The sequence below is a fragment of the Parendozoicomonas sp. 209JJ7-1 genome (assembly GCF_058147085.1).
This window is the reverse complement of sequence record NZ_JBYVJU010000002.1, coordinates 214,441-234,856: the sequence shown is the minus strand read 5'-3', so window position 1 is coordinate 234,856 and position 20,416 is coordinate 214,441. Positions and strand designations below refer to the sequence as shown.

At 48.6% G+C, this 20,416-nt stretch carries 15 protein-coding genes; 6 read left to right on the top strand and 9 right to left on the bottom strand.

What is annotated here, in order from left to right:
- Positions 1-447: 447 nt before the first annotated feature.
- The 3 genes from ACY2RQ_RS03010 to ACY2RQ_RS03000 all read left to right on the top strand — a co-directional run bounded on the left by ACY2RQ_RS03010 (position 448) and on the right by ACY2RQ_RS03000 (position 2,832).
- Positions 448-1,329 carry a hypothetical protein gene (locus ACY2RQ_RS03010; protein WP_490111477.1) on the top strand — a complete coding sequence of 294 codons (882 nt, stop codon included), beginning with the start codon at positions 448-450 and terminating at the stop codon, positions 1,327-1,329.
- 93 nt (positions 1,330-1,422) lie between these two features.
- Positions 1,423-2,493 carry a hypothetical protein gene (locus ACY2RQ_RS03005; RefSeq protein WP_490111476.1) on the top strand — a complete coding sequence of 357 codons (1,071 nt, stop codon included), beginning with the start codon at positions 1,423-1,425 and terminating at the stop codon, positions 2,491-2,493.
- Between the two features lie 42 nt (positions 2,494-2,535).
- Positions 2,536-2,832 (top strand): PAAR domain-containing protein, encoded by a 297-nt coding sequence (locus tag ACY2RQ_RS03000; RefSeq protein ID WP_490111475.1) that lies wholly within the window; start codon positions 2,536-2,538, stop codon positions 2,830-2,832.
- Between the two features lie 60 nt (positions 2,833-2,892).
- Here the strand turns inward: ACY2RQ_RS03000 and fbaA are convergent, their stop codons facing one another.
- From fbaA to ACY2RQ_RS02980, 4 genes are all read right to left on the bottom strand, one after another.
- On the bottom strand, positions 2,893-3,999 hold the full coding sequence (gene fbaA / locus ACY2RQ_RS02995) for a class II fructose-bisphosphate aldolase (protein ID WP_490111474.1): 1,107 nt from the start codon (positions 3,997-3,999) through the stop codon (positions 2,893-2,895).
- 71 nt (positions 4,000-4,070) lie between these two features.
- Positions 4,071-5,234: a phosphoglycerate kinase gene (locus tag ACY2RQ_RS02990; RefSeq protein WP_490111473.1), complete on the bottom strand. Its 1,164-nt coding sequence runs from the start codon at positions 5,232-5,234 to the stop codon at positions 4,071-4,073.
- Between the two features lie 288 nt (positions 5,235-5,522).
- Positions 5,523-6,104: a putative ATP-dependent zinc protease gene (locus tag ACY2RQ_RS02985; protein WP_490111472.1), complete on the bottom strand. Its 582-nt coding sequence runs from the start codon at positions 6,102-6,104 to the stop codon at positions 5,523-5,525.
- 466 nt (positions 6,105-6,570) lie between these two features.
- Positions 6,571-7,959, bottom strand: coding sequence for a DEAD/DEAH box helicase (locus tag ACY2RQ_RS02980; RefSeq protein WP_490111471.1), 1,389 nt, complete (start codon positions 7,957-7,959; stop codon positions 6,571-6,573).
- 380 nt (positions 7,960-8,339) lie between these two features.
- Here ACY2RQ_RS02980 and ACY2RQ_RS02975 point away from each other — a divergent pair, with 380 nt between their 5' ends.
- From ACY2RQ_RS02975 to ACY2RQ_RS02965, 3 genes are all read left to right on the top strand, one after another.
- Positions 8,340-9,890 carry a hypothetical protein gene (locus ACY2RQ_RS02975; RefSeq protein ID WP_490111470.1) on the top strand — a complete coding sequence of 517 codons (1,551 nt, stop codon included), beginning with the start codon at positions 8,340-8,342 and terminating at the stop codon, positions 9,888-9,890.
- A 124-nt stretch (positions 9,891-10,014) separates the two neighbouring features.
- On the top strand, positions 10,015-11,436 hold the full coding sequence (locus ACY2RQ_RS02970) for a hypothetical protein (protein ID WP_490111469.1): 1,422 nt from the start codon (positions 10,015-10,017) through the stop codon (positions 11,434-11,436).
- Between the two features lie 96 nt (positions 11,437-11,532).
- Positions 11,533-12,348 (top strand): hypothetical protein, encoded by an 816-nt coding sequence (locus ACY2RQ_RS02965; RefSeq protein WP_490111468.1) that lies wholly within the window; start codon positions 11,533-11,535, stop codon positions 12,346-12,348.
- 17 nt (positions 12,349-12,365) lie between these two features.
- Here the strand turns inward: ACY2RQ_RS02965 and ACY2RQ_RS02960 are convergent, their stop codons facing one another.
- From ACY2RQ_RS02960 to ACY2RQ_RS02940, 5 genes are all read right to left on the bottom strand, one after another.
- Entirely contained in the window at positions 12,366-13,394 is a 1,029-nt protein-coding gene (locus ACY2RQ_RS02960) for a type I glyceraldehyde-3-phosphate dehydrogenase (RefSeq protein WP_490111467.1), read from the bottom strand.
- A 527-nt stretch (positions 13,395-13,921) separates the two neighbouring features.
- Positions 13,922-14,521, bottom strand: a complete 600-nt coding sequence (locus tag ACY2RQ_RS02955) for a hypothetical protein (protein ID WP_490111466.1) — start codon at positions 14,519-14,521, stop codon at positions 13,922-13,924.
- Between the two features lie 195 nt (positions 14,522-14,716).
- A complete protein-coding gene (locus tag ACY2RQ_RS02950; protein ID WP_490111465.1) occupies positions 14,717-16,081 on the bottom strand; it encodes a hypothetical protein in 1,365 nt (454 codons plus the stop codon).
- A gap of 191 nt (positions 16,082-16,272) precedes the next feature.
- Positions 16,273-18,279 (bottom strand): transketolase, encoded by a 2,007-nt coding sequence (gene tkt, locus ACY2RQ_RS02945; RefSeq protein ID WP_490111464.1) that lies wholly within the window; start codon positions 18,277-18,279, stop codon positions 16,273-16,275.
- Between the two features lie 126 nt (positions 18,280-18,405).
- Positions 18,406-19,875 (bottom strand): hypothetical protein, encoded by a 1,470-nt coding sequence (locus ACY2RQ_RS02940; protein ID WP_490111463.1) that lies wholly within the window; start codon positions 19,873-19,875, stop codon positions 18,406-18,408.
- Between the last annotated feature and the right edge of the window lie 541 nt (positions 19,876-20,416).

The window sequence follows — 20,416 nt, the reverse complement described above, 5'->3', positions numbered from 1 at the left end:
ATAAATCAGTATTCTCGGATATGTTGCTGTGAATTCCACCTTATATTCCGCACCATTTATCCGGTCTCCCGATGCAGCTCAACTCTCAAATGATGAAGCTCAACTATAGTTGAATGGCGCAAATTCGGGATTTCTGTCAATCTATATTTTTTGCGTTTTTCACTTCGAGTTGAACATAAAAGCAGCGCTGTTTAACCAATCCACAAGTGTCTATATATAAACGACAGAAAACCATTGCTTCATGCTCAACGACAATGCAACGGCAATGGAAGTTCAATTGTAATTAAACATTATTTCAGGGAATTACGCCCTGGATTACCGCGCTATTGGTGCCAGCAGGACAAGCTTTAAAAAAAACAGTCACAAAAAATACACTGGCATTGTCATTTACAGCTATATTTCTCTCACATTAATTAAGTGCGAGCAGGTTTTCCCTGTTTCTGACCCGTGTTTATATTACCTGTTATATCCTTACGCAAAGTCGTCCTGCAGCTTACTGTTCTGTGGTGTACGCTGTCTTTTCTTTCTCCCTGCAGCGCCGTCCTTTTCCGCACCTATGATGCTATTGATGCCCTGATTAATGAAGGAAAGACTGTGCTTATCCTGATCGTTGATATGGACGCACGCAGGTTCAACCCTCGGGTGGTCAATGATCTCCAGCCTCTTCCGGCCAGGAGCAAGCCATTGTATGCACAAGTCACGGAAGGGGTTCTTGGACAACAGAGAGCTCTCATCGGGCAGTATGCAGACAATAAGAATGTTCACTTCATTGATGCCCATATCGGGAGAATCCGTAATGGAGAAGTTCCCAAAGGTTCACCCATTGCTGATATGTTTGCTGATGAAATATATCGTGTACAAAACCAGACATACGACGACTTTTGCCGCGACTTTGCTGGAGAAAGAGTCACCGGGGAAGGTTATATCTATGTAGAAAACGAAATGGAATTTACTCAATGGGCCAAAGCCAAAGTCCATCATCATGTCACAGCAGGCAAAGAAGGACTGAATGATCTTATTAAAGAGATTAATCCGGACACTGTCCTGCTTGCGGGCAGCACAGACACCGGGCCGGCCAAAACCGTTATGAAAACGCTTATCACCTCTGGCAAAGATGTTGTTGTTGATCCGGATCTCACCCTGATCAATAGGTCAGCACTGACCTATCCCCCTGAAGCGTACGAAAGTCCTAATCCAGAGAAAAAACAAATAATCATGGATCAACTTAAAGTAGACCAGAGGAAAGTCTGGGAACCCTACGAACAGGGATTTCCCGATAAGTTCAAGATAATTGGCGAGGCAAAGGCCAGACCCTGCAATGCTGGCTAACCGGTAGCCAGATTGCGCCTGCCCTTGCCAATCCAACCCACGGCTTAACCCGTCTAAGCTGAATAACAGAACCTTCAGACAGGATGCAGCCCCATGGCAAGGATGCTCCCGGGATGGCTGACCCGGAAACTCAGAACATTGTTAACAGCCCTGCCCGGCCCCCGTTTTCAAAACCGCCAGATCAGTGCGACAACAGGCTCCCGGGTATTGATGGATGGTAATATCCCACGGGTCACCATTCCGCTGTTTGACCGTATCGTTGCCAGTGTCACCCGGACACCGCTGATGCTGTCCCTGGCCAGAAGGGCCGGGCTGAATCTGACACGACTGAACAGCATGTCGGAAAAGGCTGTGGTTAAGATGATTCGGTCCCTGTCTGGCCGCCGTGCCCTTCAACTGTTCTATCTCGATGCCACCACCAATGGCAGCAGGCTGCTCTCCAGATTGATGGAACAGCATCCGGAAATTCTTGAACAACTTGTGCTGTCTCTCTCCAGGGATGAGCGCCGCTGGGTGCTGAAACTGTTTGACCAGCCAGCCCCCGAACTCTCGCCCCCCGCCGCCGAAAACTGCGCTCTGCTTCTGGCACGTCTGGGGGACCGCAGTTCCATTATTCCCGCCCTTAATCAGATGCTCAACCATTCCAGTACAGAATCCGGTGCCGCAGCGCTTTCCGGGTTATACAACGGCTCCCAGCTGGATTTCAGCCTGCTTGCGGATATCAGCAAGGCATTCGATTCAAACGATGAACTGAGAAATAATGGCCGAAACCTTGTTACCACCTGCTTCTCCAATGCCCGGCAGCAACACGACACTTCATTAACAAACCATCTGCAGGTGTTTATGGATTTAATGTACCAGTCCCTGCCCAAGTACCAGGAATACTGGGCATCCTGCACCCGGCTTCCCGCCTGTGACTGCCCGGTGGGAGACAACTTCCAGAGCCTTTCCGCCAGCCTTGGCAGACTTACGCCGGATACTGTGCAATCCCTGTGTACCACCAACTCAGAAGAAGAGCTTACCACTCTGACCGCACGGCTTGGGTGGAGAAAGATCCAGTCCCGTTCATCAGCCACACTAAGAAACCCGGACGCGGCTACAGGAGACTTTATCTGCAGAAGTTTTGAGGAACTGCAGGGCCACTACAGGCAAGCCAGCGTCTGATCGTTAAACTTCCAGGGTCGCTTTTCACAGGGTGCTCCTGCCATGTTTCCTGCTGCCCGTATGCTCGATATGCACGTCTGCCCGATGCAGACGCCGGCACTTCCGCCTATTCCCCATGTGGGCGGCCCCATTATGCCGCTTCCATCCACTGTTCTGATTGGTTGCCTGCCAGCGGCTACTGTTGGTCAGCCCTGTATTTGCGTTGGTCCACCCGACGCTATTGTGGCAGGCAGTTTTACTGTTCTGGTGAATGGCCGTCCGGCTGCCAGAATGACATCCCAGACAGCCCATGGAGGCACGGTAATCATGGGCTGGCCAACGGTTCTGGTGGGGGGATAATTAACCTTAACTATGGGGAAAAACCAGCCCCGGCTTTACCACCGGAGCTGGCAAAAACACTTACAACACATCTTTGCTGTTCAGATCACCAAACGCCTGTTCAAGACGCTCAATCATGCTTACCTGACCGGCACGCAGCCAGGCTCGGGGATCATAAAACTTCTTGTTAGGCTTCTCGGTACCTTCCGGGTTACCCAGCTGGCCCTGCAGATAATCTTTCTTGTCGTTGTAATAGTTCAGAACACCTTCCCAGGTTGCCCATTGGGTATCGGTATCGATGTTCATCTTCACCACGCCGTAGGATACAGCTTCGCGGATTTCGTCCTGAGTAGAGCCCGAACCACCGTGGAAAACAAAGTCCAGGGACTTTTCAGGCAGGCCGAATTTCTCGGAACAGAATTTCTGGGAGTTATCCAGAATCTTCGGGGTCAGCTTCACATTGCCGGGTTTGTAAACACCGTGAACATTACCGAAGGATGCAGCAATGGTCACACGCTTGCTGATGGGACTCAGTTTTTCCCAGGCATAAGCCACATCTTCCGGCTGGGTGTACAGCATGGAGCTGTCCATGCCAGTGTTATCCACACCATCTTCCTCACCTCCGGTGCAGCCCAGTTCAATTTCCAGGGTCATGCCGATCTTTGACATGCGCTCCAGGTACTTAGCACAGGTTTCGATATTATCTTCAAGGGACTCTTCAGACAGGTCGATCATGTGGGAAGAGAACAGGGGCTTGCCAGTCTGTTCGTAGAACTCTTCGCCGGCATCCAGCAGGCCGTCAATCCAGGGCAGCAACTTACGGGCAGCATGGTCAGTGTGCAGGATTACGGGTACGCCATAAGCCTCGGCCACAGCATGAACATACCTGGCACCGGCAATCGCCCCCAGAACACCTTTCGGGCCTTCTTCCTTCAGCCCCTTACCGGAGAAGTAAACCGCACCACCGTTGGAGAACTGCACAATAACCGGAGACTTCACCCTGGCAGCGGATTCCAGAACAGCATTTACAGAATCGGTACCCACAACGTTCACAGCGGGCAGGGCGAACTGGCCGGCCTTGGCCGCAGCAAATACCTTCTGCACGTCATCGCCAAACAGCACACCCGGCTTTACCAGGTCGGCCAGCTTTTGAGAATCAGCCCGCTTTTGAGAAATAGTCTGAGACATGAGTCTGTCCTGTTTTCAAAGTCCAGAGAAAAGGGGTACATGTCGCACCCCTCAAAAACCGAAAAACACGTTTACTTAGCCGGCGTTTCCAGCATGGCAACTGCCGGCAGAACCTTACCTTCAACATATTCAAGGAACGCGCCACCGCCGGTGGAAATATAGGAGACCTGTTCCTTGATTCCGTATTTATCCACGGCTGCCAGAGTATCACCGCCACCAGCAATAGAGAATGCGGAAGACTGAGCAATAGCCAGGGACAGGGCTTTTGTGCCTTCGCCGAACTGGTCAAACTCGAATACACCAACCGGGCCGTTCCATACGATGGTACGTGCGTCCTTAAGGATATTGGCAAACAGTTCAGCGGTCTCGGGGCCAACGTCGAAGATCATATCGTCATCTTCAACGTCATCTGCCAGCTTGATAACCGCAGGTTCATTTTCATCAAACTTCTTGCCCACCACAACATCAACGGGCAGGGGAATATTAACCTTTTCCATCAGCGCCTTGGCCTGGGGAATCAGGTTTTCCTCATACAGGGATTTGCCCACAGGCTTGCCAGCGGCAGCCAGGAAGGTATTGGCGATACCACCACCGACAATCAGCTGGTCACAAACAGTAGACAAGGATTCCAGAACCGTCAGCTTGGTAGACACCTTGGAGCCACCAACAATAGCGGTCATCGGCTTTTCCGGGTTATCCAGAGCCTTGCCCAGGGCATCCAGCTCCCCCTGCAGCAGCGGGCCAGCGCAGGCAACCGGGGCAAATTTGCCAACACCGTGGGTAGAAGCCTGGGCACGGTGGGCCGTACCAAACGCATCCATCACATACACATCACACAGGGCCGCCATTTTGCGGGACAGCTCTTCGTTGTCTTTTTTCTCGCCAACATTGAAACGCACGTTTTCCAGCAGAACCAGTTCGCCTTCTGCCACATCAAAGTCGCCGCCCAGCCAGTCTTTGATCAAGCGAACATCACGTCCCAGCAGCTTGCCGATATAATCCGCCACCGGTTGCAGGGAAAACTCTTCGCTGTACTCGCCTTCAACAGGGCGACCGAGGTGGGAAGTGGCCATCACCTTCGCGCCGGCTTCCAGAGCCAGCTTGATGGTAGGCAGAGACGCGAGAATACGGGCATCGCTGGTGACCTGGCCGTTCTTTACCGGTACGTTCAGGTCTTCACGAATAAGCACACGCTTTCCGGACAGATCCAGGTCAGTCATCTTCAAAACAGACATGGGAGAATCCTTCTTGTTCAATGGCAGAGAGAAACGGGGTATTCCGGTGGGCACCAGGAAAGGCAATCAGGCATCGTCATCGTGTGCCGAAGGGAGTTTTCGTGTTGTAAGAGAGTGTTGTAAGAAAGTCTCATAACCCGATTCCGCTGATGCCGCAGCGATGTGATGGTAGCTTCCGAAAACAAGCTGCAGACATTATCACAAGCACCCTCTACTCGTCAGGCATTCGTCAGGATTCCGCCCGTATTTTAAGCGCTTCACCGCTACCGCAGCGCATAAAAGTTCAAATTACGGTCGGTATTCCGGCAGATCGACATCAATAAGAAAGTCACCGGCCAGCCAGTTGCTTCCCAGAAGCAGCGGATAGGTCATACGACGACGCTCACTGATATCAGCGTGCACCACCTTTTTCCTGCCCAGATATGTCACCGTCAGCTCAATAACATAACGCGGGGATATTCCGTTGGAACTGCTCACACGAACGCTGTCCACAATCAATGCGCGGGCTGTGGCTTCCTGTCCTTTTTCGTTGGCCGTCCGGAAACGTACCATTTTTCCAATATTATCCTCCGGATCTTTCGCAGGGTTATCTATCACCAGGTCCCAGGCCCGCAGGGACACCTTCTTCGCGCTACTGTCGATCCGCGCAAGATAAACAAGATCAGACTCTTTCACCCGAACATAGGCTGTTGGGCCTACGACAGTCTTGGTACCACAGGTCTGGGGAGACTCCAGCCCCCAGGCCATTGAGTTGAGAACAAGAACAAAGAGAGAGGTCACAAACTGGCGATAGGGGAACATCCAGACCATCCGGTAAAGACTGAGGAAAAACAGACAGGCAACATATGTCCGAACAAAAATTTCGGCCACTCTCTGCACAGGTTCAGAGAATTAAAGCACTTTCAGGGAAACGCAGCGAAGTTTTACAGGGCATCCATCGAAAAAATAATCTCTGCGTCTCTGAAAAGTCCTCAGGAAACTCTTCTCATATATCTAAGGGAAGATAGTGGGAGAAGCACTCCAGATCATCTGATTGTTTACCTATACGACAATAGTCTGGAATCCAGCCGAAGATTTCTGTTTTTTCTGGAGGTTTATCAAACCCAGGACAGGTATGTCCACCAGACGGGGGATAATCCAAAAGGCTTTCAAGGCTGCTCTTGCTCCAGCCTTAAACTTGATTGGGACTGGCTTTGCTCTACTTTAGGTTAAAACAACACTGACAGGCGGCTCATGCACTCACCTTACCCGAACGCTATAAGGCTGTGCAGCCCGGGAGAAAAGTCGGCAGGAGAATCCTTGCCGACTTTGAAGATAGCTGAATAAAAACAACAGATCAGGGAATGGCCTTGGTTTTTTTCTTTCGTTTCAATGGCTCAAACCCGGTATCAATACCTTCAGATGGCTTACGCCGTGGGCCTGTGGGCTTTTTGGTTGCGGGACGTTTAGAACCAGAATTCTTACCCAAAGAGCCTTTGCCTGCGGTTTTCTTTTTCTTCCTGGAACCTGCGGCCTTACCCGAAGCTTTAACTTTTTTCGGGCCCTTGTAACTGCCCGCCACCTCTTTCACCAGTTTTCGCTCAAACTTTACTTTGAGATAACGCTCAATGGCCGACATCAGGTTCCATTCGTTAGGGCCGATCAAACTGATCGCCACACCTTCCTGCCCGGCACGACCTGTACGACCAATTCTGTGTACATAGTCATCACCGTTACGGGCCATATCCAGGTTAATCACCAGATCAACACCCTGAATATCCAAGCCCCGGGCAGCAACATCGGTGGCCACAAGAATATTTACCTTGCCTTCCCGAAGCAGCATCATAACCCGGTTACGGTCAGGCTGAATCATTTCGCCGTGAAGGGCGCTGACACGAAGATCCTGCTCTTTCCGCAGCATGGCATTCAGGGCATTGGTCTGCTCACGGGTATTGGTAAAAACAATCGCCTTCTGGAACTTTTCGTACTTCAGCAGCCAGATAATCTGACGGATCTTATGGGCAGGATCATCGGCGAGCATAATCTGCTGACGAATACTGCCATGTTGATCCTGGGCTGTGCTTAGCAGCAGGGTCTGGGGCTCTGTCAGCACCTGCTTGATCACATGGCGCATGCCTTTCTGCTTCAAGGTTGCAGAAAACAGCAACGTCTGGCGATCCTGCCGGCAGGCCTGTTCAATTTTCAGCACATCTTCACTGAAACCCATATCCAGCATTCTGTCGGCTTCATCCAGTACCAGCATTTCCAGGTCAGAAAGGTCTATTTCCTTTCGCCCCATATGCTCAAGAAGACGACCAGGTGTCGCTACCAGGATTTCCGGGTTCCTGCGCAGGAGTTTGATCTGGGTTTTGTAATCTTCTCCACCCACAATCATGCCAGCCTTGATAAACGTGAACTGTCCCAGAGCTTCACACTGGTGCAGAACCTGACGGGCCAGTTCCCGGGTCGGTACCAGCACCAGTGCACGGGTGGCGGAACGGGGGGCATCAACATTTAGCAACCGGTTAAGAATGGGCAGAACAAAAGCGGCGGTTTTACCACTTCCGGTTTCTGCGCTGACCAGAAGGTCCGTTCCAGCACAGGCTTGGGGGATGGTCTGCTGCTGAACATCCGTAGGCGTATGGAAACCCAGGGTATCCAGACCTTTCAAAAGGCGTTCATGAAGTGCCAGGCCGACAAAACGGTTTTCGGTCACAGCGTTCGCAGTTGGGGTTTCAATAGTCAATGTCTGCCTCAGTAAGGAGCTTTAATCGGTAAGGAGCTTTAATCAGTAAAGAGCTTTAATCGTGGACTTTAGCAAAAATACACCTGTGTGGTGAAACTCGGGGAGAGGTTACCGGTGCCTGGAGAATGACTGAATAACAAATTCGGTTAAACCCGATGACAAAAAAAATGTGGCACGAACTAATTGCGGCATCACAACTCCTAACAAGGTATCAACCCAGATCATCGGTAATCATCATGCGCCACTTACTATGCTGTGTAAGCAGACCCCAAACCCAGTCAGCAGAAATTCCGGATCAAAGTCCTGAGCAGGTATTCACTAGTGCTACAGCATTTAGCAGAACGGTTAAAGGGGGCGACTTTCAACACACTGGTCAAACGGTGGGTAAAGAAACCATGGCGCAGCATGCCCCCCATAAAAGGACAGAAGCGGGCGCTGAAAATGTCAGGAAAACAGAAACTCGGATTTCGCCACTCTTATCACAGGAAAACGAATCTCTCAGGCAGGCTAAAGGTTGGAACAAACTATATGATTTTTTTCGAAAAAATGCTTCCTGTGTACAGCAAGCGACACAATCACAATTATTCCAGGAGTATTTATCAGGAACCATCACATTTGAGTGTCTTACCCAGTATTTGGATCTGGCTGAATCCCAGGTTCTTAGCAAAAAAAAACCTACAGCCCTGTTAAAAGCTTTTCTGACCCAGGATGCATTGTACAAACCCTCTACTTTACAACGCTCACAATACAAAGACATGGAACAACCCGGTCTTGGAACAGCTTACTTGAACAGAGAGCCAGGCACTGCCCATTCAGCTGCGATTAAAAAAAGAGAGGTACTTGATGATGAAAGTGTATCCGTAGATAGCCAACCAAATCATCAGAATATTATTTACTTACCTGAAAATGAATTTCGTTCGGATATATCAAACAGATGTAATGAATTCTTCAAAGAAAGCCCACAGACATTCAAAACCAGGCTAGATTTGATACTCACCGTGTTTTCTGTCACAGATATTGTTAACTTTTCTATGCGCTGCGACCGTAACGAATTACTTAAAGGTCTCCATCAGGTCATCCAGGACTCAAAATTAACGACACGTGAATTACAGAATTTGTTCGCTGAACTCGGGTTCGATCCCAAAAGGTTTTTGGATTTCAATCAGCCGGGGATTGCCGGCAGGCTGCAAAGCCAAACTATCATGTCAGGCTCAACCGACAAAATGACAACAGATAAAGTGACAACAGATGAAGCCATAGTTTTATGGCATGCATGTAATTGCGATTGTGGACGTTTACTTGAGGTTTTCGAAGCGGCAGATCCATCATTACTCAGTCAATTGGCGGATATTGCTAAGAGAAACCAACAAATTATACAACGACTCTGGGAAGAACGTGCAGATTGTCATCTTGAATACTTCCTCATCTCCCTGAAACCTGATCAATTATCCAATATCCGACAGGACAAAAGCGCTCTTACACTCTACATAGAAGCTTGGTCCAGAAAGCGGAATATGAGGATTATCAGTTTCAAAAAAGCAGGAAACAAAAAACAGCGTCCATTATCACAAGACGCAAGCCAATATGAATTCAGGGATTTAAAGACATCTTCCCAGGCATCCGTTTATTCCCTTACGGAAGCACCTGCATTCAACCAGTCAGCGCGGGAGTTTTTCACTGCAATCCAGCCTTCCAGTTCAATCCCAGAGGGGATTTCAGGTGTTCAACAATTCAGACTGACTCAGACCACCGTACCACAACCGAAAACAATGATGCTGAACACAGGATATTCCTATGACCGGATAACAAGCTATCCAACATTTTCCTTGCAGGGGGCTTACCGCCGCCCACCTCTCACCCGGACATTTCAACAACAGAGTTACACCCATTCCAGACAAAATCCTGTAAAACACCAAATAACAGATTTATAAAATTATAAAAGGATAAAATCACCACAAAAAACGCTGCGCAATCTACACTGTCGTCGCACATCCTGAATGGGACAACTCCCACACATCAGGATAATAAACCCAATGCGACCTGGAGTGTGATGCCATGATAAATGCGTCCAGAAAAATAACAGCTATTTATCTTTTTACAGTATTTTTCTTTACTCTCTTCTTTCAAAAATCTCTGGCCAGCGAGTTCTTTCATATCATCTCCCCCCAGGGTAGATTGATTGGTGTCATCACTCTTGAGGTTTTCCAGTTTCTGAAAAATCCCTCTGTTCCAGCCCAAGGATATTTCAGAGTGATCAAAAAACAATTATCTTTTACACAGCGCTCCCAGACTTTTTTGAAACACCCTAAAGAAATCACTGTCTGCCATCTAGAGTATTTTACCGAAGCAACAGTCAACAATGATGCCGCACCTGCAATCACAGGACTCTTTATCGAATCCAGATTTCCCGTCACCAAACTGTCACATATTCTTTCTATACCCCATAGTCAGCACCTCAATATAACTCCATGGGCTGCGTATTCTACAGCCCGACGTTCAGATACCAGGGACATACAACTTGGATTTATGGGAACAACAAACAAACATCAACCCCTGATGGGAGCCACACAATTCAATCAGGAGCCATTCAGCGTTACGAGTTTTTACTATAGAAAACCACTTCCCTCTTATCGCTATGAAGCCTATCTTGCTAAACCAGCCGTCCCTCAACATCCTGCCTCCAGAGAGGCCAGAAATATAATGATTCCTTCAATTAACAGAACAGAAGAAGTCAATATTATCCCATCTACAAACACCCAGAGTTATTTTTCAATCCAGTCTTTGATATCTGCTGACAGGTATGACCATGCAGGCACTGATGAAACAAGCTTCAAAATAACCTTCATACCTCATTTATCTTTCAGCATGGCTGAAGAGTATATTGTTGTTGCCAAGTCAACCCTCCCCGAAAAAGTGGATCATTCAAGTGAAGATGAACAGATAAAAATGCAAACTATCGCCGAATTGCCCCTGCCGGACATTTCACACCTTAAAATAGAGGAGATGGCCACCAGAAGCCATATTCCGGATAATATCCTGAGCATGGCTGATAAGATAAGTGCTCTGGAATCCCAGACAAATCCTGTACATATGTTATCCAAAGCACTCCGTCACCCCCAAAATCAACCGGGTCTCCCCTCTCTGAGCTCATCGAAGTTAACAGCTTCAACCTGTCAAGCCATCACAAGCGGCCCGCCAAAGCATATACGTCAACCTATCAGAAAAACGCCCTTTTCATACCTATCATTACCAACTGTTAATGCAACAACAACTCCTGCTTTCTCTCGCCCCCTGTTTCCTTCATTCATCCCGATAATACATACCGCAGCACATGTACAAGCAAGAAAAGGATCTGCATCATCCCGCTCATCTTTCAGTTCCACGATGTCTACGGCTACTCAAACTTCAGAGGAACATAAAGAAGAGTCGATGGAAACTTCTGCTCTCCCTCCCGTTACCAGCACTTCCAGCAAATAATCATGATTAACCCAATTATGGTGAGCTGGCCAGACTCTTTTGTAACCCTGCTTTCTGCCGACATCTGTCGATAAGAACAGAAAAGGCAGATACACCATGGCTGAAAACCTGATTACCGGCTCCAGGGTCTACCAATGGGCATCCAGGCAGCTTAAGAGTCTGAAAGAGGCTGTTATCAGGCTCTGGAGGGGTAAATCTGTCACCGTAAACCCAGATGCAAAGCCTACTCCCGGCCTTCGGGCTGATGCTCCCAACGGTAGCTCCCCAATAGCATCAAGAAAAGTTAAACAGCTGAATCCAGCCTGGAACTCAGCTGGGGCAACCAGTGAAGCCAAACAGCAGGTTGAGCTTAAGCAGTGCCGGGAGGCAGTCAATTATGCCCTGATGCGTTATGACGAATTGAAAGAGAGACTGGATAAAAGTGCTCCTCCCAAGGATCCTCTGAACAGAAGAAACAAAGCCAAAGCCTTAATCGCAGCCTGCGCTGTTCACTTGGTGAAAACCAGCCCCGATATCCTTACAACCCCGGCAGGCAGAAGCGCATTTGACCTTTTTATAATGAGAATCGGGCAATGCGATTCCAAAAAGAGTCCTGATAAAACCATCCAGCATGAGGTTTTCTATGAAAAACAGGCTTTAGGCTATCAACCGTCTGGCGAGGCTCATAATGTCCATTATGAGTTATTGGCAGAGCCACTGTTTCAGGACATCAATGATGGTAACATGCCGGACTTCTGGAACCTGGGACTTCAAATGGGTCCATACAATTCCAAGAGTAACTCTTTCCATCGCCTGATGGAGCTGGCCAAAGAAGACGCCTCTCTCAGACAGCAGCTCCAGGGAATTGAGGATTTCCCCGGCACACGTCCGGATGCCTGGGCAAAGCATCTGCCGGATATCTGGACGGATTAATAACTGGTCAGAAACTTTCAGGTTCTTGTGCAATCAAGCCAAAAGCGGGAAACATCCAGCATCCGATTGGCAAATCCCCACTCATTATCAAACCAGCAGAGCATTTTCAGCATGCGTCCACCGCTGACTCTGGTCTGGGTTCCATCCACAATGCCTGAACGACTGTCGTGATTAAAATCCACAGATGCATGGGGATCATGGGTATAACCAAGAATACCTTTTAAACGACCCTGTTCAGATGCTTGTTTCATCAGGTCATTCACCACTTCTTCGGTAACATCAGTTTTCAGGTTAACCGTAAGATCCATGGCCGAAACATTAATCGTCGGGACCCGCATAGAAAGTGCTTTAAAACGCCCGGCCAGATTCGGAAGCAGGCGTTCTATACCTTTGGATATTCCGGTATCAACAGGAATAATCGAATGTAACGCGCTGCGTGTCAGCCGCAAATCGCTGTTGTGATAAGCATCAATCACCGGCTGGTCATTCATGGCAGAGTGAATAGTTGTGCTGGTACCTTCGCTGATGCCCCACTTTTCATCCAGAAGCTTAAGCACAGGAACAATGCAGTTTGTGGTGCAGGATGCGCTGGACACAATCGTATGATCCGCCTGTAGCAGTTCTTCATTAATGCCATACACAATTGTGGCATCTACATCCGGCTGAGCTGGTTGGGAAAACAAAAGACGAGGAGCGCCACTGTTCAGATGCTGAAGGGCACCGGCACGGCTGTTAAAGGAGCCGGAACATTCCAGCAAAAGATCAATTTCCTGATGCCGCCAGGGCAGCCAGGCTGAATCGGACTGACGAAGGATGCGTATACGGTCTTCGCCATTAATAATCAGCTCATCTTCTGTGTGGCTGACACTCCCTGGAAATTGCCCATGGGTGGTGTCGTACCGGGTAAGGTAGGCAATTGTCTTTGTATCTGCCAGTTCATTGATGGCAACGACCTGAATATCATCCCTGTACCCGTTCTCATAAAGAGCCCGCAGGACGCACTGTCCGATCCGGCCAAAACCATTTACTGCAATCCTGAAAGTCATATTTTTCTAAGTCTTATCTCATTCTCTGGCCTGTATGGTAACTCACATAGCAAATGAGGTGGCATGGATAGAAGCAATAGATTGCAGTGCGGCTTAAAGCTCAACTTGGCATAGAGGCGTGTAACAGGATGGAGATCATTGTAGATAAAGCTCATATTCGAGCAATTATGAGAAATATATAACCTCAATGAGATTAGTGGTTTTTAACTGCAAATATGAACAGTGGCCTTGTTTTTTTCAGTGGTCTCGTCGTCTCATATCGTGCATAGTCCAGGAATAATCATGCCCATCATGAAGCATTTTCATATGCTGCATTCCAGACAGAGCCTTGAGCTGCTCTCGGGTAAGCTCATCTATATTGGGGAGCACCTCTGAATACTTGTAACCTCCATACGCTGAAAGACATGCATCAAGAGGGTCGGGTTGCTCTTTCAGCCTCTGGAAATCTATTCTTTTGGTGAGTTCCTTGCTCCACCTCATAAAACTGATAGTGACTGTCCAGTCTAATGGACGATAGCTTCCAGTTATCATTCTGTATTCATGAATAATGTCGCCGTCAAGCAGAGCTGCATGTAGCCTTTCGTTAAGTTTTCGCACCTCCGCTCTGCCAATAGTGAGCTTTTTGTTATTATGCTGGAAATGCCGTATGAAGCTTTCCACCAGTTTTGCCCTACCCTGAAGTTCTTCCGGTAATTCTGGGATATAAGAGTGATCAACCTTATTGAAAAATGTGCCTCCTCTATCGCCAAAGAGACATAGTCAAATCCTTCTAAGTTGTTTTGCCCATTAAAAAGAGTCGTGTTATAGAGAGGATACCAAGTGTGAAAAAAAGGCCCTGGCGGAATAAATCTCAGTTCCAGCACTTCTGCCTTTGCCAGTGAATCAATACCTGACATATACAGGGCTGAGGACATACTGAAAATCGACTCTTTGTCCAGAGTAACATCGGGAATCTTCCGCTCTGCCAGTGTCAGAACTATCTCTCTATAATGGCTAAGATTCGGAATTTGTGGGTTTGCAAAGCGGTTTTCTTCTCTGTCTGTTGAATTCTGTAATGCGAGGGAAGGTAATGCGCTACTGTCTGCGACAGAGCGGTCAACGCAAAAAAAAGAAATATGCAAAAGCATATACAGAAACTCGAATATGTGGGAAAACTTGCCTTTCTATCCATCTGCTGTATCACTCGTCTAGGAGCCTAGAAGCCTGTCGAGCATATAGAGATGAATAGGTAAATAAGGTTCTCGGCCTGTCCACCACTCTTGCTGGAGTGTCAATAATAAAGAGACAGGGCAATAACTTTGACTCCTTCAATGCCCCTGGTGTCACATATGGTCATAACACCAAGAGTGATCCAACCCGTCATGAAACATTTTCAAATGCTGCATCCCGGTCAGTGTCTTGAGTTGTTGCCTGAGAATAAACTCATCTCTCTCAGAGAGAGAAGTATTTGCATATCGGTGTTGGGCTACGCCGTCTCGTTCACACGCCGTTCTGGGGTCAGGGTGCTCTCTAAGTCTTGGGAAGTCCACCCATTGGGTGACACCCTTGCCCAGCCTTATAAAACTAGTAACTCCCGCCCAGGATAATGGCTTTTTATCTCCTGTTATCGCTCTATATTCGCGAATAATTGCACCATCAAGCAATGCTTCATGTAACCTCACATTTCGCTTTGTAAGTTCCTCCCGGTTAAACTTCAAACCTTCCATCTTGTGCTGAAAATGGCAAACATAGCTTTCTATATTTTTTGCCCTTTCCTGCAGTGCTCCCGGCAGTGTTGGAATATGACTACTGTCAACTTTGTAAAAAAAATTGGGACTATCACAAAACACAAAGCCTGGAGGAGCCAGTTCATAAAGAGAAGGGTGAATCAGCACAGTGTCAAAATCCAGATAGGTAAGAGACTGGCCGTTATTATTTTCAAGCCTTGTGACCAGTCGGCACTTCCCCTCCCTTTTTGCTTTTTGTATCGCTACAGCCAGCACATGATCAGCATCCAGTAACGTACAATACCGGAGGATATCCATTCTTCTGATGCCGCCTACCGTTGTCTGCGGTTTTGTCTCTAAATATTCGCCTTTAAAGTCTTCCTCAATATGCAAATTTAAAATATTTTCCTGATCAGCGAAGAGAGCTTTCATATGTACAACTTGATCATTATCCAGACCATGAGTTGAGTGTATAAATAGCAGTGGAATATCGTATTTCTCTAAAAACTCGGCCTCTTCTATCGCCGAAGAGACATAATCAAACCCTACCCGATTATTTTTCCCATCAAAAAGAGTAGTATTATAGAGAGGGTACCAAGTATGAAAAAATGGTCCTGGCGGGATGAAGCCCAATCCCAGCGTTTCTGCTTCAGCTAACGAATTGATCTCTGCCATATACAGAGCGGATGACATACTGAACATGGAGTCATTATCCAGAGTAACGCCAGGGAGCTTTCGCTCTGCAAGTTTCTGAACAATAGTTTTGTGCTTGCTCAGATCAGGGACTTTAGGGTTCTCGCAGAGATTTTCCTCTCTACTCGCTGATGTTCCAGTTAGATAAGAAGACGCATAGCTACCCGCATCCACAACTGTACGGCCAAGAAACCTGACAGCACGCCAGGAGATTGAAGAAGCCTGTCCTGACTCTTCTGTTTTTTGCCCGGAATCAGGCGTAACTGAAGAACTAATCTTACCTTCCATAACTGTGTACCACGGTGTGTTAGATTTAAACACTGCTGGTAACTTAGAGATAGATATGTATATATGATTCCCAGTTTGTCAGTCATCTTTGCTGGAATGTCAGTAAGAGAAGTGGTTTACCCAGAGCCAGTAACAACAACGGTGCCCAATGGCACCGTTGTTCAACGTTTTTAAAATTTTGAAGACGAGTTTTAGTCCAGATCCACCAGCACTTCGTCAGCAACTGCCAGAACATTCTCAACAGTAAAGCCAAACTCGCGGAACAGATCAACGGCCGGAGCGGACTCACCAAAGGTAGTCATACCGATAACCTTGCCTTCCAGACCAACGTATTTGTACCAGAAGTCTGCGGCAGCAGCTTCGATGGCGATACGCGCGCCCACTTCCACCGGCAGAACGCTCTGACGGTAAGCGGCATCCTGAGCGTCAAACACTTCAGTAGACGGCATGGAAACAACGCGAACCTTACGGCCTTTGGCAGTCAGCTCTTCGTGTGCTTTTACAGCCAGTTCCACTTCAGAACCGGTGGCGATCAGAATCAGCTCAGGCTCGCCATCACTGTCCTTCAGGACATAACCACCACGTTCAACATTCGCCAGCTGAGTATCGGTACGGCTCATGCAGGGCAGACCCTGACGGGAGAAAACCAGGGCGCTCGGACCGGTCTTGTTTTCAACAGCATGCTTCCAGGCCACTGCAGATTCCACAGTGTCACAGGGACGCCAGGTGTTCAGATTGGGGGTCAGACGCATACTGGCCAGCTGTTCGATAGGCTGGTGAGTCGGGCCGTCTTCACCCAGGCCAATAGAGTCGTGGGTGTACACCTGAATCTGCTGAATCTTCATCAGGGCGGCCATACGCAGGGCGTTACAGGCGTACTCCATAAATACCAGAAAGGTTGCGCCGTAAGGAATAAAACCGCCGTGCAAGGCCATACCATTCATCATGGCGGTCATGCCGAACTCACGTACACCGTAGTGCATGTAGTTGCCGCTGGCATCATCACGGGTAATGGGTTTGCAGCCATTCCAGATGGTCAGGTTGGAACCCGCCAGGTCGGCAGAGCCGCCCAGGAATTCCGGCAGCATGGGACCGAATGTATTCAGAGTATTCTGAGAAGCTTTTCGGCTGGCAACCTTGGCACCTTCGGCCTGACAGCTACGGATATATTCGGCAGCGCGATCAGCGAAGTCTGCAGGCAGCGTTCCAGATATACGGCGTTCGAACTCGGTCGCCAGCTCAGGGTGTTCGGCCTTGTAGACCTCAAAGCGGGTGTTCCATTCAGATTCGGCAGCAGCACCTTTTTCACGACAGTCCCACTCCTTATAAATCTCATCGGGAATCTCAAAAGGTCCATGGGTCCAGCCCAGCTGTTCACGGGTCAGGGCGATCTCGTCATCACCCAGGGGGGCCCCGTGACAGTCTTCCTTGCCGCCCTTGTTGGGAGAACCAAAACCGATAACAGTTTTGCAGCAAATCAGGGTTGGCTTATCTGTATTGCGCCTGGCTTGGGCAATTGCCGCAATCAGTGCTTCCGGGTCATGTCCGTCTACGGCAGGAATCACTTCCCAGCCATAGGACTCAAAACGCTTTACAGTATCGTCGGTGAACCAGCCTTCAACTTCACCATCAATGGAAATGCCGTTGTCATCATAAAAAGCCACCAGCTTGCCCAAACCAAGGGTACCGGCCAGGGAACAAACTTCATGGGAAATACCTTCCATCATGCAGCCATCACCCAGGAAAACATAGGTATTGTGGTCTACAACATTGTGGCCAGGGCGGTTGAACTGCGCCGCCAGAACCTTCTCGGAAGCCGCCATGCCCACAGCATTGGCAATACCCTGGCCGAGAGGGCCAGTGGTGGTTTCAATACCGGGCGCGTAACCATACTCCGGGTGACCGGCGGTACGGGAGTTCAGCTGACGGAAGTTCTGCAGGTCTTCAATATTCAGATCATAACCGGTGAGGTGCAGCAGGGAGTACAGCAGCATGGAGCCATGGCCGTTGGACAGCACAAAACGGTCACGGTCAGCCCATTCGGGATTATTGGGGTTATGCTTGAGCGTGTCACGCCACAGCACTTCGGCAATATCTGCCATTCCCATAGGGGCACCGGGGTGTCCGGATTTAGCTTTCTGGACAGCATCCATGCTCAGTGCACGGATGGCATTAGCGCGTTCTCTGCGGGTGCTCATTGAACCAGAGGCTCCAGTGATTGCGAAGATAGGGCCGGAAAACCCGGTATTCTAAATGCTGGAGGGCAAAACGTGAACTGAATCCTTTGAAAGATACCTGGCAGATACGGTTTTACAACACCTGGCCTATTCCTCTTTAATTTCCCGGGTTAAACAACGCTGAACCAGACTACATACGGATTTGCATATGTAATGAGCACCCACCTGGATAATCGGAATCATATTGGGAATAAAGTGAAAAGCACCCCACAATATAGCAATTGTTGAAAGATACCCGAGGGTTGCAGGGTCATAGCCTGTTACAACGGCTCTTGCCTCAACCACATCCCCCTGCATCGTGCAGTTAACAGCGGTACCATTTCCCCCCATGGTGACATTGGCAAGACTTGTCGCCAGAAAGACTTCCAGATTTCTCCCGACGGTCAGATAGGCTGCCCAGAGACCAAGCCCTGTCAGTTGTATTAAACCATGAAGGGTATATCTTGTATCCCGCTTTAAAATGAGATTTTCTCCAACCTCGACAATATCTGCGGTGAGGGGAAAACTCTTGTCTACCCAGATTTTTTTCCCTTCCAGGCGCATAAATTCCCGAATAATTTTTTCACGGGCATCAGGGGGAATTTTATTAATCTTGTTGGCAAACGCCTGGATCTGGGGATCGGTCAGTATGCATTTTTTCTCACCTCCGGGTTGCCCGATATAACAACAGTTGTCTCCCTTGCAGATATGCCGTTCCGCATACTCAATCATCTTGTGCCCGAGTTTCTCCAGGCTGAGCTTGAGGAATGTATTCATTAACAACGGACAGACAAGAACAACAGCCCTCATAACACTGGGAATATAGTGACGATCACCAATTTCATAGGTAACCGCCCGGCCACTTATTGACCCTTGTGCCTGACACTCTTCCGGGCCAATCACTATAGTGGCAATGGCATCCTCACTGGGATAAGAGGTGATAACATAAGCCGCTCCCGTATATGTCGCCCAAGTGATAATCATATTAATAACATGTGCCAGCCTGGCAAGGGAGCGTCCAATGCTGACCCATTTTCTCTTATCTTCGGCTGTGACAGGGCGTTTTTGGGGGTTGATATTATTGAGCTTCAGCCAGGAATCAACCACGTCCATGACAATTTCCCGGTGAGCTTTTTCCAGATAACCAAATTCAATAAGCAGACGCTCGGAAAGACTGCTACAGCACTCTGCTTCTGGAAGAATATCTGGTTCCTCAAGACCATCGGTGCCAGATACTCTTTCCACTTCTTCCAGATTAATAACAACAGTTTCCCTGAAATCAGCACCTTCTTTATGGAAACTGTTATCCGCACCCTCTCCACAACCCTCTGTAGCCACGGCCGCCGTAATCGGCTTTTCTTTTACAACACTACTTTCTTCCGCCACTCCCTCTTGAGCTGAATCAAGGCTTAATTTTTCAACACCTTCCGTCAGCTCAGCGACCGTAGCCCCCCAGGGCACTCTGTGCCGAAGCTCTGAGGAATCTGCATCAACAGGCTCGACAGGACTGGAAGGAACCGTTGATTCCGGACTGCTTACAGCGTCATCACTTTTTTGTTTTACAGATGCATCACTCAAGTAACCTGAGTCCTGCCTTGTAAGCTGTGGAGAATGAACTGCTTTCGATTGGCACAAAGATTCACTGCATGTTTCTGCACCTGCAGTTCTTCTCAACTCATTTCTCCTGTATGCCCTGTGTATACCTCCACCTTTTGTATCTTTGCTTCCTATAGAATCCTGGGCCACAAAAAGCAGCCCTGCTTCAGGGTTAAACACCGGCTCTGTGTTGAAGCGGCTTGCCCTGTCAGTTTGCTCACTCTGTGCGGATAGTTCATGCAGATTGGGGAAAGAGATTGATTTTGAAAGTTTGCCGGAGCCAGCCACGACCGGCATAGACAGCAGGAGAACAGAAGCCAGCCAGTGTTGCAGTCTCCCCCCTGGGCGGCGCTTCAGTAAAAGAGTCAGCATATAGCAACCGCCTCTTGTACCACTCAGGCAACAGATTCAAAAGGGGTTGGAACTCATCTTCCAAGCACATCCTTACGATTACACAATTTCCTGTGATGAGATTATCCGCTTTTCGCCAAATTTCCAGTTATGTACGTTCAGCCCCACACCT

Coding starts and splice junctions, on each gene's coding strand:
- ACY2RQ_RS03005 (WP_490111476.1), top strand. CDS start 1,423: ATGGCAAGGATGCTCCCGGGATGGCTGACCCGGAAACTCAGAACATTG.
- ACY2RQ_RS03000 (WP_490111475.1), top strand. CDS start 2,536: ATGTTTCCTGCTGCCCGTATGCTCGATATGCACGTCTGCCCGATGCAG.
- fbaA (WP_490111474.1), bottom strand. CDS start 3,999: ATGTCTCAGACTATTTCTCAAAAGCGGGCTGATTCTCAAAAGCTGGCC.
- ACY2RQ_RS02990 (WP_490111473.1), bottom strand. CDS start 5,234: ATGTCTGTTTTGAAGATGACTGACCTGGATCTGTCCGGAAAGCGTGTG.
- ACY2RQ_RS02970 (WP_490111469.1), top strand. CDS start 10,015: ATGATAAATGCGTCCAGAAAAATAACAGCTATTTATCTTTTTACAGTA.
- ACY2RQ_RS02965 (WP_490111468.1), top strand. CDS start 11,533: ATGGCTGAAAACCTGATTACCGGCTCCAGGGTCTACCAATGGGCATCC.
- ACY2RQ_RS02960 (WP_490111467.1), bottom strand. CDS start 13,394: ATGACTTTCAGGATTGCAGTAAATGGTTTTGGCCGGATCGGACAGTGC.
- ACY2RQ_RS02955 (WP_490111466.1), bottom strand. CDS start 14,521: ATGCTTTTGCATATTTCTTTTTTTTGCGTTGACCGCTCTGTCGCAGAC.
- ACY2RQ_RS02950 (WP_490111465.1), bottom strand. CDS start 16,081: ATGGAAGGTAAGATTAGTTCTTCAGTTACGCCTGATTCCGGGCAAAAA.
- tkt (WP_490111464.1), bottom strand. CDS start 18,279: ATGAGCACCCGCAGAGAACGCGCTAATGCCATCCGTGCACTGAGCATG.